14 protein-coding genes are annotated in these 14,045 nt (G+C 54.6%); 12 read left to right on the top strand and 2 right to left on the bottom strand.

Annotated elements, in window-relative coordinates; all coding sequences use genetic code 11:
• Nucleotides 1-722: 722 nt before the first annotated feature.
• The gene (locus AC6I8V_RS26240) at nt 723-1,910 is read left to right on the top strand and encodes a glycosyltransferase (protein WP_497847202.1); all 1,188 of its coding nucleotides are present in this window, start codon (nt 723-725) and stop codon (nt 1,908-1,910) included.
• Here AC6I8V_RS26240 and AC6I8V_RS26235 read toward each other — a convergent pair.
• Complete coding sequence (locus AC6I8V_RS26235) at nt 1,889-2,521, bottom strand: ECs1377 family protein (RefSeq protein WP_497847182.1); 633 nt, start codon at nt 2,519-2,521, stop codon at nt 1,889-1,891. The two genes, AC6I8V_RS26240 and AC6I8V_RS26235, sit on opposite strands and share 22 nt — an antisense overlap.
• A gap of 729 nt (nt 2,522-3,250) precedes the next feature.
• On the opposite strand from AC6I8V_RS26235, the gene AC6I8V_RS26230 reads away from it, so the two are divergent.
• From AC6I8V_RS26230 to AC6I8V_RS26180, 11 genes are all read left to right on the top strand, one after another.
• Nucleotides 3,251-4,138 (top strand): LysR family transcriptional regulator, encoded by an 888-nt coding sequence (locus AC6I8V_RS26230; RefSeq protein WP_497847181.1) that lies wholly within the window; start codon nt 3,251-3,253, stop codon nt 4,136-4,138.
• 264 nt (nt 4,139-4,402) lie between these two features.
• Nucleotides 4,403-5,197 (top strand): alpha/beta fold hydrolase, encoded by a 795-nt coding sequence (locus AC6I8V_RS26225; RefSeq protein WP_497847180.1) that lies wholly within the window; start codon nt 4,403-4,405, stop codon nt 5,195-5,197.
• A gap of 15 nt (nt 5,198-5,212) precedes the next feature.
• A complete protein-coding gene (locus AC6I8V_RS26220; protein ID WP_497847179.1) occupies nt 5,213-6,322 on the top strand; it encodes an LLM class flavin-dependent oxidoreductase in 1,110 nt (369 codons plus the stop codon).
• Nucleotides 6,323-6,407: 85 nt separating this feature from the next.
• Entirely contained in the window at nt 6,408-7,373 is a 966-nt protein-coding gene (locus AC6I8V_RS26215; RefSeq protein ID WP_497847178.1) for a BMP family protein, read from the top strand.
• 4 nt (nt 7,374-7,377) lie between these two features.
• On the top strand, nt 7,378-8,886 hold the full coding sequence (locus AC6I8V_RS26210) for an ABC transporter ATP-binding protein (protein WP_497847177.1): 1,509 nt from the start codon (nt 7,378-7,380) through the stop codon (nt 8,884-8,886).
• Nucleotides 8,879-9,976, top strand: coding sequence for an ABC transporter permease (locus tag AC6I8V_RS26205; protein ID WP_497847176.1), 1,098 nt, complete (start codon nt 8,879-8,881; stop codon nt 9,974-9,976). The genes AC6I8V_RS26210 and AC6I8V_RS26205 overlap by 8 nt, the downstream gene beginning before the upstream one ends.
• The gene (locus AC6I8V_RS26200) at nt 9,958-10,899 is read left to right on the top strand and encodes an ABC transporter permease (RefSeq protein WP_497847175.1); all 942 of its coding nucleotides are present in this window, start codon (nt 9,958-9,960) and stop codon (nt 10,897-10,899) included. The genes AC6I8V_RS26205 and AC6I8V_RS26200 overlap by 19 nt, the downstream gene beginning before the upstream one ends.
• Before the next feature lie 41 nt (nt 10,900-10,940).
• The gene (locus tag AC6I8V_RS26195; protein ID WP_497847174.1) at nt 10,941-11,342 is read left to right on the top strand and encodes a Rid family hydrolase; all 402 of its coding nucleotides are present in this window, start codon (nt 10,941-10,943) and stop codon (nt 11,340-11,342) included.
• A gap of 59 nt (nt 11,343-11,401) precedes the next feature.
• A complete protein-coding gene (locus AC6I8V_RS26190; RefSeq protein ID WP_497847173.1) occupies nt 11,402-12,409 on the top strand; it encodes an aldo/keto reductase in 1,008 nt (335 codons plus the stop codon).
• Between the two features lie 32 nt (nt 12,410-12,441).
• Complete coding sequence (locus tag AC6I8V_RS26185; RefSeq protein WP_497847172.1) at nt 12,442-12,963, top strand: flavin reductase family protein; 522 nt, start codon at nt 12,442-12,444, stop codon at nt 12,961-12,963.
• Between the two features lie 25 nt (nt 12,964-12,988).
• Complete coding sequence (locus tag AC6I8V_RS26180) at nt 12,989-13,570, top strand: malonic semialdehyde reductase (protein ID WP_497847171.1); 582 nt, start codon at nt 12,989-12,991, stop codon at nt 13,568-13,570.
• A gap of 21 nt (nt 13,571-13,591) precedes the next feature.
• Here AC6I8V_RS26180 and AC6I8V_RS26175 read toward each other — a convergent pair whose 3' ends face one another.
• Nucleotides 13,592-13,978 (bottom strand): RidA family protein, encoded by a 387-nt coding sequence (locus AC6I8V_RS26175; protein WP_497847170.1) that lies wholly within the window; start codon nt 13,976-13,978, stop codon nt 13,592-13,594.
• Nucleotides 13,979-14,045: the final 67 nt, after the last annotated feature.

Here is a 14,045-nt window from a genome sequence, read left to right as displayed (position 1 = left end):
TCCATAGGTTCCCAGGTAAAGCTCCGTCTTTAATTTTACGCGCCAGAAATATTAAAAAATAACGCAGGTGAAGCCATTAACCATGCCAGCACTCTGGCTGGCAGATAATATGCCGCCGGTCTTTTCCACATCATGACAGAATAAAACCACTGTATTATTATCACTACAGGTTAATATTTTTCCAGAAGCAATTTATTCTTAGTCAGATTAAAAATAGCCTGATTTTCCTGAAAAAAATGTATCTCTTTCAGTCAGCAAGATGCAATTGATTATTATTTTCGAATAAACGTAACAGAGTAGTAATACTGAGTCAATGGTCATATTTAAATTACAAATAGCAATACTTAAAAACATTTATCAATGAAATGTATCATATTGTCGCTTCCTTTATACTTATCTCAGATTAAGTATTCCTGTTTCCCTCTTCTATGGATTAATCTTATTCGCCAGTTTTCATGTTAATTGCTTCTTGATTTATTCTCAGGGACTCATTAATGTACGCCGATTACCAATCCCGGCTAATCGATGCCCTTTGCAGATGCAATTGCATCGAAAGGTATTGCTGCTTTCACCAATAAAAAATAGACGTGACAAGTGGTCTCGCTTTCTGTAAAGCAAACATCTTTAGCGACGTAAATAAAGATGCTGATTTTTTACAGCCACGCTGCGGTATTTGGACGCGACACTATTTATTCAATTTGCAACAGGAGAAGGGATTTCTCATGCGTGTACTTTTTATCGGCCCCCCGCTGTTTGGATTACTTTACCCGATCATCTCTTTTGCGCAGGCTTTTCGCACCAGCGGAAATGAAGTTGTGGTTGCCAGCGCCGGAAAGTTTGCCCGCAAAGTGGCAGAGGCGGGATTGATAGCGTTTGATGCCGCCCCCGAACTCGATTCGGAAGCGGAATATCGTTATCGGGCCGAAATGCGCAAGACTAAAAAGATCGTCGGGAATTTCTCTTTTTTTAGTGATGAGATGGCCGATCGGCTGGTTGAATTCACCGCAGCCTGGCAGCCTGATCTGATTATCTATCCTCCGCTGGCGCCGGTAGGGCCTCTGCTCGCAGCTAAGTTTGGTATTCCTGCCATCATGCAAACCGTTGGCTTTGCCCATACACCGCGCCACACCAGAAGCATGACGCGCACGCTGCTCGATGCTTATGCGCGCCATGGCGTGAAATCCCCTCAGCGCGATCTCGCCTGGATAGACGTGACGCCGCCCAGCATGACGATGTTGCAGAATAGCGGCGAACCCGTGATTCCGATGCAATATGTGCCGTATAACGGCGGCGCAGTCAGCGAAGCCTGGTGGCAGAGATCGCCTGATCGCCGGCGTTTGCTGGTCAGCCTTGGCACGGTCAAACCGATGATTGATGGTCTCGACCTGATTGCATGGGTCATGGATTCCGCCGATGAGATTGATGCGGAAATTATTTTGCACCTTTCTGAGAATGCGCGTGCCGATTTGCGCTCGCTACCGGCCAATGTTCGCATGGTTGACTGGATCCCGATGGGACTATTTCTCAGCGGCGCCGATGGTTTTATTCACCACGGCGGGGCAGGGAATACGTTGACAGCGCTGCGCGCGGGGATCCCGCAGATTATTTTTGGCGAGGGTGCCGATCGTCCGGTCAATGCCCGGGCAGTCGTCGATCGCGGATGCGGCATAGTACCGGGTCCGAAAGGATTATCTTCTGAACTGATTGATTTGTTCCTTCATAATGCCGCGCTGAGCCAATCCGCCCTTGAGGTGGCAGCAGAGATGGCCGAACAGCCAACGCCTGGCGAGGTGGCGCAGAATCTTGCGGCCTGGCTTAAGCAGGGCGGGACCAGGGCTGATTTACTCGCTGGCCGATCCCCCTCGACGGCAGCAGGATGCGGCGCAGGTTATGCGCGATTAGACCAGTAAAAAGGAACGCGTCTGGTGGTGCCGGTGAGACTATCGAATACATCAGTTTCCGATGTGGCTATCGTCATACCTGCTTTTCGCAATCGCTGCACATCAGCCGCCATGCGCTGAATGCCAAACCAGAAAAGCCCATCCAGTGCCGTAACCTGCAAACCCGACTCAAGCGCCAGCTTAAGCCGTTCACGCGGGGCTTTAACCTCCTGGGCAATTTGCTGGTAAGGCGCAGCGGCACTGCCTGTCGGATCGACTCTGCGAATACGGGTAGACAGGCGATAGCGGAACTCGTCCGGGATTTTGCTCAAATCGGTGTGCAGGCTGTACACACAGCCAAAACGCTTGCCGTTAAATATCACGTTTTTCTGCTGGAGCTGCTGTTCTTCCCGCAGCGCGGCAATCAGCTGAGGCGCACGGGTAAGCAGTAATCTGAAAGGAAGTTCAAAACTGGTGACATAATCCACGTTCAGCAATGCGGTCCGCAGACGCTCCTCTGCACCCGCATTGAACTGACGGCACTCTTTCAGGACATCCGCCCACTGCTCTGCCAGCCGCGGCGGCTCCGCCGTTTCCGAAAAACTGTACTTCTCAATATGATACTCAATTTTGCCGGTCACCCTGAGTTCCCTTCTGATTATGCTTAAGAATCTGTTGTTCCCACCATAAAACACGAATATAACCGATCACTCATCCTGACGGTACACCCGCTACCCGGCATTATCCGCGACGAGTATTGGATGCTCAGTATGCAGAGAAAAGAGCAGGGCAGTGCCTCGTCATGTCCGATTTTTATTTCCTGGCTTCACTCATTATTAAAAGGCCCGGAATAATCAAAATAGCCGTTATAGCAATCAAGAGTGACGTTAGCTGAATAGCGACCTTTCTCGCCAGTGACAATTAATTGTCCTGACCAGGCGTTATCATAGAATGTGGGTGAGGTATAAAATGAAACTTTTGCCAGTCCGATCCTTTCCAGTGAGTCGTCTTTCCCTGCCATACGGAACCATGACGTTATAAACTGCGTCCTCACCTGTTCAGCATCAAACTTAGGGCAAGATTGTTGAAAATCATCACTGGCTGGAAATACCCGATCGAAAGCAAAAATAATAAAAAACCAACAGCGTCAGAGCAACGCCAATAAAAACCAGCGAAAAGCTATAAATAACCCTTTTCATCATTAACATTTCCCTGCGTGATAATACCGCCGCTCAATGACTACTTTATTTGATTTTACATCGATTAAATACGGCATTTACGGGTTGATTTGACTTAATGAACTCATCACAGATGGCATCAATATTGCTTATGAATATTAAATGAGCTTTTCCCGGTGCTGGATAATATAAGTGAATCTCAATACCTACAAGTATTTCAATGAAGTAGCTGAAACTGGCTCTATTCGTCGTGCCGCCGATCGCTTGCACATTGCACCATCAGCGATCAGCCGCCAGATTGCCTTACTTGAACATAGCCTGGGTGTGATGCTGCTTGAACGCACCAACAGCGGCATTCGGCTGACGCCGGCAGGCATGATGTTAGAACGCTTCACCCGCAAAATGTGCCGGGATCTGGACCGTATCCATGAGTCAATTAAAAACCTGAAAGGACTGCGCGAAGGCGAAGTAAAAATATGGGTGATTGAGGCCGTGGTTCAGACCATCCTGCCCCGCATCATGGCGCATTTTAATGAAAACTATCCGGCTATTCAGTTCTCCATCAATAGCGAATCATCGGACCGTACCATTGAAGCGATCATTCGCGACGAAATCGATATCGGCATCGTCTTTAATATGGGCGATCGACCTGGTATTGAAGTGATCAAACGGTTTCCTGCACCAATACAGTGCCTGGTTTCACCAAAACATCCTCTGGCGCAGCAAAGCTCGGTCAGCCTGGCGGAGCTATGTTCCTATCCTGTTGCCCTGCCGGTTTCCAGTTTTGGGATGCGGCAAACCTTTGACAAAGTCACCCGGGGACTGCACCTCAATCCGCAATCGATTGTTAATACAAATAATCTTGAACTGGCTAAAGCGATGGCGATTGTCGGCCGCACGCTGACCATTGGGCCAGTACAGATTGCCAGTCGCGACATTGAGCAAAACACGCTGGTTGCGATACCCATTGATAATGACGCCCTGCAATCCGCCAATATCGAAATTTGTGTTCACCGCGACCGTACGCTCTCCTTTGCGGCACACCAGTTTCTTAAACATATCTGTCGGGAATTCGGGTGATGCAATCTCCTCGTGTCTGATCTGTATTTAACCCAAAGAAACGCAATAACATTTTCTTATCTCCGGGCAGCAACAGTCGCGATTCCGACAGGATACTCTGGCGGCGCTTTATGGCGAATGCGTGTTCTAAAACCGGCAACGCCGCGTGCTGAAGACGATATTACTTTCGCCAATAAACACCGTGGTATCAATAAGCCATCGCTTAATTAAAACCCCTGACATCGTCAGGAAAATACCAGTGAGGGTGGTGAGATGCCGGGCATCATGACTAACGGAATTCGGACCCATTACGAGATGCAGGGAAATGGGCCAGTGGTGATTTTGGTTTCAGGCCTGGGGGGCACCGCGGCCTACTGGAAACCTCAGATAGAGGCTTTTGCTCAACACTTCACCGTGGTGACTTACGACCAGCGTGGCTCAGGAACGTCAGACCATCCAGCCGGTCCTTATAGCATCGGGACCTTAGTGGATGACCTGGAAGCGCTGATTGAAGCATTAGAACTGAAACGTCCGCTGCTGATTGGGCATTCAACCGGCGGCGCTATTGGTCAGGTGCTGGCTGCGCGACAGCCTGAGCTGCTGTCCGGTATGGTGCTGTACGCCAGCTGGGCGAAATCCGACATGCATTTCAACTGGTGTTTCCGTATGCGCAGGGCGCTGCTGGTCGGTAGCCCGATGGAAGAGTACGTTCATGGCAGCGCGCTGTTTCTCTATCCACCAGAACATGTCAAAAACCATGCGGAGCGTCTCTCACCGGCACTGTTAGCCTCCGCCACTCAGTTTCCTGAACGCGACGTGGTGCTCAGCCGCATTGACGCCATCATGGCCCACGATGCCACCGCGGCATTACCCCTGATCACCACACCAACCCTGGTGGTCTGCGCGCAGGATGACATTCTGACGCCGCCTTACCAGTCACGGTTACTGGCCGATGCCATACCCGGCGCTGAACTGAAAATCGTCCCCCAGGGCGGCCACAGCTTTTCTGAAACCGAAACCGTCTTATTCAACCAGATTGCGCTCGATTTTATGGCGCGCATCCATTCGTCAGCGCATTGAATTAAGGAGTTCAGCATGAACCGTAATGTTGAGTTTGGTGTATTCCTGCCCGTGGGCAACGGTGGCTGGATCACCTCAACCACCAGCCCTCAGCTGCCCGCAACTTATGACTACAACAAAGAAGTGACTATCCTGGCGGAACAGCTGGGCTTTGATTTCGCCCTGGCGATGGCGAAGTGGCGCGGTTACGGCGGCCCTTCACGCCACTGGGATATTACGCTGGAAAGTATGACGACGATGGCCGGCCTGGCTGAAGCAACCAGCCGCATTGGCGTCTGGGGCACCGTTCACACGATGGTGTTTCACCCGGCGGTGATTGCCAAAATGAGTGCGGTGCTGGATCAGATCTCTAAAGGCCGCTTCGCGCTGAATATCGTTTCGGGTTCCAACCCCTCCGATCAGGGGCAGATGGGGCTGTGGATGGATCTGGACCATGCCGAACGCTACGAACTGGCCGCCGAATGGCTGACGGTGCTGAAACGTCTGTGGACCGAAGATCGCGTCGATCATCAGGGCAAGCACTATCAGCTGACTGACTGTATGTCGAACCCGAAACCGGTCACGCCGCCGCCAATCATCTGTGCCGGGGCGTCAGATCGTGGCTTCCTGTTCACCATGGAGCACTGCACCGCGAGTTTTATGCTCGGCTCTGACCATGACGACTTCATTAAAACCGGCCTGCGCGCAAAAGAACTGGCCGCTCAGCAGGGCAAACCCGATTTCAAAACCTATGGCCTGTTCACCATCGTGCCGGGAACCACGGATGCCGAAGCGCAGGAGCGCGTCGCATTGTATGACGCCGGGGTCGATACCATCGCCCTGGATAATCAGACGCGCGAATACTCAGGCGACAAGAGTTTTAAACAGAACACCATGGCACAGCGGTTTGTGTCTCAGGGTGAACAGCGCAACTCAATGACGCGCGCCGCACTGGTGGGTTCGCCAGAAACCATCGGCAACAAACTGGCGGCGATCATCAAAGGTGCGCAACTCGATGGCGTCACGGTGATTGTGCCGGATTTCATTGCTGACCTGCGCACCGTGGGTACGGAGGTGCTGGAAGTGCTGGAGCAGAACGGCGTGAACACCAACGCCCGCGCCTGGCAAAAATCGAACAGGTCCTGATTTGCAGTGACGTGAAGGCTGAAAACGACACTCAGCCACTTTCTGATACATCTTCCCCGCGATGCGGATTGCCAGGAGTCGGGCTATGAAAATGAAAATGATGTTGGCTATTGCAGTGAGCGCTGTAATGAGTTGCAGCACAGTGGTTCACGCTGATGAGAGCAAACCGCGCGTGGCCGCCCTGTTCACCCAGACGGTAACGCAGGGATCATGGGATATGGCCGGTTATGCGGCTTTCAAATCGATGGCGACCAAAGAGGGTTTCACGCCGAGCTATCTCGAACACACGACGTATGAATCCGCCCCTTCGGTGCTGCGTCAGCTGGCCTCAGACGGTGTGAAGCTAATCATCGCTCACTCTTCGGGCTATTCAGCCGCCATCAAGGAAGTTGCCCCGTCATTCCCTAATACCCAGTTCGTGCTCTATTCCTACGAAAGCACCACATCCAACCTGCCGAACTATTCGGCCTGGTCGGTTGACTGGGATGAATATGGTTTTGTTTTAGGTGTCCTGGCAGCATCAGCCAGCAAGACGGGCCATATCGCGGTCATCAGCGGTGAGCCGATACCGTCTGCGGAACGTACCGTGCAGTTCATCAAAAAAGGCGCCGCTTACGTTAACCCTAAAGTGGCGGTGGATTCGGCCTACGTTGGCTCGTTCACCGATGTCGCGCGGGCGAAAGAGATTGCCACCGGCGCTATCGCCCGCGGTGCTGATTTCGTTATCCCGTCAGCGGATACCGCCGATGCCGGTATTCAGCAGGCGGCCGATGAAGAGGGCGTGCTGACCATTGGGTCTTACACCGACCAGTCCAAATCCTTCCCTAACTCCATCATGACCTCCACGGTGATGAACTTTGATAAGTCCTACGCCGACATTGGTAAACACTTTGCCGATCATCAGCTGGGCAACCGCATCATCACCGAGAATCTGTCCACGAATGGCTGGACGCTCGCCACGCCATTTGCCCATGTCGGCAAAGATGTGCAGGACAAGGTGTTTAAGGTCATCGCGGATCTGAAAGCCGGCAAAATCAAGATCGAGGATTAAAACCATGTCCAGTCCCGTCATTGAACTCGACCACGTATCAAAGCGTTATCCCAACGGCTTTATGGCGCTTGAGAAGGTTTCTCTGTCTCTTTTTGCTGGAGAGATCCACGCGCTGCTGGGCGAGAACGGTGCGGGCAAATCAACGCTGATGAACATCCTTTACGGGGTGCATGAACCCAGTGAAGGGGGGGTGCTGATGGCGGGCCGTCAGGTGATTCACCGGCGGCCCGCCGATGCCATCGCCAATGGTATTGGTATGGTTCATCAGCATTTTAAGCTGGTTGCGCCATTTACCGTGGCAGAAAACCTGATGTTAGTGGCGCGCGGCGAGCGCCGGAAAACGCTGAGACGACACGATGACATCCGCGCTTTTATGCAACGTTACGGCATGGACCTCGATCCGGCGGCGAAAGTTGACCATCTGCCGCTGGCGTTACAGCAGCGGGTAGAGATCCTCAAAGCACTGGTGAATGACACCCGCGTACTGTTACTGGATGAGCCATCCACCCTCCTGACGCCCGATGAGATCAGCGCGTTGTACCAAACCCTGCGTCGGATCTGTGAGAAAGGTACCTCAGTCGCTGTCGTTACCCATAACGTGGACGAAGTGCTGACCAATGCGGACCGATACACCGTTCTGCGGCGCGGTAAAACCAATGGCAGCGGACTGATCCGAACCTGTACCTCCGACGAACTGGTGGAGAAGATAGTCGGGCGCGCCGTCACGATGGGCACGCGTATCGGCGCACGGCGCCAGCCCGGTGAAGAACAGATGCGTGTGACCGCTGTGAACCTGCGGCCAGGCAGCGGTTCGCCAGGGCTACAGGATATCAACCTGACACTGTCAGCCCGTGAGGTGATTGGCGTAGCCGGTGTGGAAGGCAATGGACAAAGCGAGTTGTTCGAATTGCTGGCGGGACAGCGCAAGCCAGACAGCGGCGGAATGACCCGGCGCAGTGACAGCGTCACGGTTGCCCTGGTACCCCAGGATCGTCATCACGAAGGCCTGTCTCTCGATCTGCCGGTTTCCCACAACCTGCTGTACGCCAAAATTATGCAGGGTGAGTATCGCCGGTTTGGCCTGCTGAACCATGCCGCCATCGCCGACCGTGCACGGGAAATGATCGCCCAGTCCGATATTCGCACCCTCTCTCATGCCAGCCCGGCCCGCGCGCTGTCAGGGGGGAATCAGCAGAAAATTGTGGTAGCGCGCGCCATGGCCGCTGCGGCGTCGATCGTCGTGGTTTACCAGCCAACGCGCGGGCTGGACATGGCCGCCGCCGAATCGGTGTTAGTCCGTCTTGCTGAAGCCGCCGATGCCGGGACCACCGTGGTGATTATTTCTTCAAACATTGAGGAGCTTATCCGTGTGTCGGACCGCATTGTGGTGATCAATGGCGGGCGAATTACCGGGGAAGTTACCGGCGATAACATGACAGTCGAACGTATCGGCACACTGATGACGTCAGGTCGCGATGCCAGTTTGCAACCCGCAGGAGCAGAACATGTCTGATTCCATTACACCGCTGGCCGGGGCCAGCACGTCATTTCGCCGGGTGCTGACGCAGCTCAGTGAATCCCGATCCCTGTGGGTGACCCTGTGCGCGTTTGCGGGTTCTTTAATTCTCGGGCTGGCGCTGATTACGGCAATGGGCGTCCCGCTACATGCGGCCGTCAGCGTCGCGTTTGACGGTGCCTTTGGCAATGTCCGCGCCATTTCAGACACCCTGGTATTTATGACGCCGCGTCTGCTGGTGGCGCTGGGCGCCCTGATTGCCATTCGTGGCGGCATGTTCAACCTCGGTGGTGAGGGGCAGCTGCAAATAGGTGCCATCGGTTCTATGCTGCCATTCCTGGCATTCGGTGATATCGGCTCGGCGCTGCTGCCGTTAGCCATTGTCAGCGGCGCCCTGTGCGGCGCGCTCTGGGGCGTGTTCCCCGCCATGCTTAAGGTCTGGCGCGGCATCGACGAAATCATCGTCACGCTGATGATGAATTTTATCGCCATCTACACCCTGAAATTCCTGGTACAGGGGCCGATGCGCCCGGCTAATTCCAATTTCAATATGTCCGCTCAGCTGCCCGCGGATGGCGTGTTCCACACCGTGATTGCAGGCACACGGCTGCACGCGGGGGTATTTCTGGCGCTGCTGATTGCCCTGGCCGTCTGGGTGATGCTGAAGCACAGCGCATTCGGCCTGAAACTCCGCGCCAGCGGCCAAAGCCCGCACTTCGTGCGTCTGCAAGGTCAGTCGGCGGCAAAGAACATGCTCTCCAGTATGGCCATCTCCGGCGCGATCAGCGGCCTGGCGGGCGCCTTTGAAGTGCTTGGCGTGCAGTATCGCCTGATTGATGGTTTCTCGTCAGGTCTGGGATTTGAAGGGCTGGCTGTTTCCTTCCTCGCCGGTCTTGAGCCTTTTGGCGCAGTCATCGTTTCGCTCTACTTCGGCGCGATCAATAGCGCTTCTCTGGCGCTGCAAAGTACGTTTTCGATTCCGGCGGCGTTAGCCGATGTGTTAGGCGGGTTGCCCATTCTGCTGCTTGCAGTGCTGAGTGGCGTGATGCTGGTTAAAGGGAGGCCTGTATGGAATTCAACACTGTAACCCTGGCGCTGTTTCTGGCCGGTGGTCTGCGACTCTGTGTGCCGGTATTACTCGCGGCGCTGGGTGAAACGGTCTCCGAACGGGCTGGCGTATTCACCATCGGCCTGGAAGGACTGATGCTGTTCGGCGCCGCTTCCTCCGCGCTGGGCCTGGCGCTGACAGGCTCCCCGGTGCTGGCGCTGCTGGCCGGTATGCTGGGGGGCTTGCTGGCTGCGGCCGTGCTGGCGGCAGGAACCGTGCTGGCGCGCGCTAACCAGATTGTGATGGGGATTGGCTTCAACTTATTCGCCATCGGCGCCACCTCACTGATTCGCCAGCTGTGGCTAAGCGGCGCGCCAGCGGCCGGCTCAATGCGATCGGTATCAATGCTGAAGCTGCCGTTGCTGTCGGATATTCCGCTTTTCGGTCGGGCGCTGTTTTCACAAAGCCCGGTGTTCTATCTGGCCGTACTGGTGACGCTGGCGTTGTGGGTACTGTTCCGTTTCACCCGCGCAGGCCTGCTGTTACGGGCTGTGGGTGAAAATGCCCTTGCCGCGGATGCCGCTGGTCACTCCGTGCTGGGACTGCGCTTCAGCGCCACATTGTTCACCGGCCTGATGGCGGGGCTGGGAGGCGCCTATCTGTGCATTGTGGCCTCCGGCGGCACCTTCGTTGACAACATGACCGCCGGGCGCGGCTATCTGGCCATCGCCATCACCATCTTCGCCCGCTGGATGCCGCTCCGAGTGCTGGTGGTCGCCATTGTGCTCGGATTGCTCGAAGCCCTGCAGTTCCAGGGACAGTATCTCGGCATCAATATCGCCCCCGCATTGCTGATGGCGATGCCGTTTGTCGTCGCGCTGATCGCCTGGATCATGATGGGACGGGCAGGGGCAGCTCCCGGTGATTTAGGCCGTCCTTTCCTGCGCGGTTCCGGTCGGTAATTCTTTTACAACAATGGGCCAACGCCCAACAGGAGAAACAGATGAATCAGGCAATTAATCCGGAAGGCTGGATTATCGGCAAGACAGCAACCGGCCTTAACCACCTTAACTGGGGCGTCAAAGCGGGGCAGCATGTTTATGTTGCTGGCATGCTTTCAACCGATCCTGTTGATGGCAGCATCGTGGGTGTGGGCGATATTGAAGTCCAGACCCGCCGCGTCCTCGACAGCATCAAAGTGGTGCTGGAGTCCGCAGGCAGCAGTATGGATCACGCAGTGATGAACCAGATCTTCCTGCGCAACCTGGATGACTACCATAAATTCAACGAAATCTACGTGACCTACTTCCCGGCTATTTTGCCGGCACGCTTCTGCGTCAAACTGGAGATGGTGCGTCCGGAGTTTCTGGTTGAGATCGCCACCACCGCGGTTATTCCATCCTGATTAACAGATCTTACAGGGCAGGCCTGATCCCTGCTCTGCCAGAAAAAGAGGTTGTTTCCATGCAATACCGTTATCTCGGTCGCAGTGGCCTGAAAGTTTCCGAAATCTGTCTCGGAACCATGATGTTCGGTGGCGTTACAGACGAGGCCACATCGCAGCAGATTATCTCTGACGCGCGTGATCACGGCGTTAACTTTATCGATACCGCGGATATGTATAACAAAGGGGAGTCAGAGCGCGTGGTAGGCCGGGCGATTAAGCACGAACGCGATCGCTGGGTTCTGGCGACCAAAGTGGGCAATCCTATGGGGGATGGCCCTAACCAGCGTGGTATGTCGCGAAAATGGATCCGTGAAGCCGCACACCACTCCCTCACGCGTCTGGATACTGACTACATCGATGTGCTCTACATGCACAAAGCCGATTTCAACGCGCCGCTGGAAGAAATGGTGCTGGCTTTTGCCGATCTGATCCGTGAAGGAAAGATCGGTTATTTCGCCGTCTCCAACTTTAAAGCCTGGCGGCTGGCGGAAACGGTGCGACTGGCCAGGGAAGCCGGTATTGCCGGGCCGGTTGCGGTCCAGCCTCTGTATAACCTCGTTAACCGGGAAGTCGAAGTCGAGATCCTGCCGTCGGCTGCCTACTTCGGTGCAGGCGCGGTGTGTTACAGCCCGCTGGCTCGCGGCATCCTCACCGGCAAATATCGTCCGGACGTTGCTCCTGACAGCAGCAGCCGGGCAGGGCGCGCTGATCCTCGCATGATGGAAGCGGAGTGGCGCCCGGAATCGTTGCAGGTCGCGAGTCAACTGGCCGCTTATGCAGAACGCACCGGCCGCAAGCCCGCGCATTTTGCCCAGCAGTGGGTGATGCGTAATCAGCTGGTCACCAGCACCCTGGTCGGTCCACGTACCTTTGCACAGTGGCAGGATGGCCTCGCCGCGCTGGATTGCCCATGGTCCGACGAGGATGAAGTATTTTGTGATCAACTGGTTTCACCCGGCAAAAGCTCCAGCCTTGGCCCGGTCGATCCGCATCATCCGATTGAAGGGCGTGTCGCCCGTCCGTAAAACACAACCCATTGATAACGGTATACATTCGCATGACTCACTCTACCGAAACACCACAGGGTTTCCCGATTGCCGACGCTTATCGTGGCGGTATGCGACTGCTGGCCGCAGGGGTTTGCCTGATCACGGCCAGCCATAATAATGAACATGCCGGGATGATCGCGACGGCGGTGACCTCCGTCAGTGCTGAGCCGCCGACCCTGCTGGTTTGTATTAACCGCAATGCGTCCATGTTTCACCTGATTCAGGAAACGGGCCGCTTCTGCGTTAACGTGCTGACAAAAGACGCCATGTCGCTGGTTGACGTATTCAGCAGCTCAGCCCGCCGCGCAGAACGCTTTCAGACCGGGGAGTGGATGAGCACGGCAAATGGTGTCCCGGTTTGTGCTGAGGCGCTGGTCTCTTTCGAATGCCGTCTGGCGCAGATTGTCGACTGGCATAGCCACGGTATCTTTCTTGGCGATGTCACCGATGTGATCCATCCACGCGCAGACGCTGCGCCGTTATTGTATATGGATCGCCGTTTCCACCACCTCAGCGAACTGACGCTTTAGCGTTCAGTATTAACAGGGGATCAGAATGCTTTCTGACGATGCACTGAACTTACTTTTTCTGGAAGCGCGATCGCACAACGGCTGGCGTGACCAGCCGGTGACAGACGCGCAGTTATCCAGACTCTATGCGCTGACGCGAATGGGTCCGACATCGGCGAACTGCAGCCCGGCACGTTTTGTCTTTGTTCGCACACCGGAAGGCAAAGAGAAACTCAGACCCGCGCTCTCTTCCGGCAATCTGCAAAAGACCCTGACCGCACCTGTCACGGTCATCGTTGCCTATGACAACGCCTTTTATGAAAAGCTACCGATGCTGTTTCCACACGCGGATGCGCGCAGCTGGTTTACCTCAAGTCCGTCCTTTGCTGAAGAAACCGCCTTACGCAATAGTTCAATGCAGGCGGCTTATTTGATCCTTGCGGCACGCAGCATGGGGCTGGATACCGGGCCGATGTCGGGTTTTGATCGGGCAAAGCTGGATGAAACGTTCTTCTCAGGCAGCCATTACACCGCGAATCTGTTAATCAATCTGGGGTATGGCGCTACGGAAAAACTTTTCGGTCGTCTGCCGCGATTATCGTTCGATGAGGCATGTGATTTTATCTGAGGTAAGGCGACGAATGCCGCTTTACAGCGGCATCATGATCACAACATCAATTTCCAGCATCAACTCTGGCTCAGCCAGCGCTGATACCTGAAACAGGGTACTGGCGGGCAATTCCAGCCCCGAGAAAAAACCCGCGCGTATCGGGTGAATTTCAGGCACGAGGGCAAGATCAGTAACATAAGTCGTGGTTCTGACAATACAATCGCGGCTGGCGCCCAATCCTTCCAGCAGCCTGTCAATGTTGGCATAAACCTGCTCAACCTGCCGTTTCATGTCATTCACACCCACCACATTGCCGTGTTCATCCCATGCAACCTGGCCGGTAGGAAATACCGGCACGCCGGGTCTGATTTTAACGTGGTTGTAATAGCTTCTGGCTTTGAGACCTTGCGGGTTAATGATTGTCATATTGCTCCTGAATCACTGGTGGAGAAGGGATCGCGGATAAATCCTAACACCAGACCAGAGTATTCAG

This window comes from Pantoea sp. X-Soil-TKNS-1207 (assembly GCF_059730485.1).
This window is presented reverse-complemented; position numbering and strand designations above follow the sequence as displayed.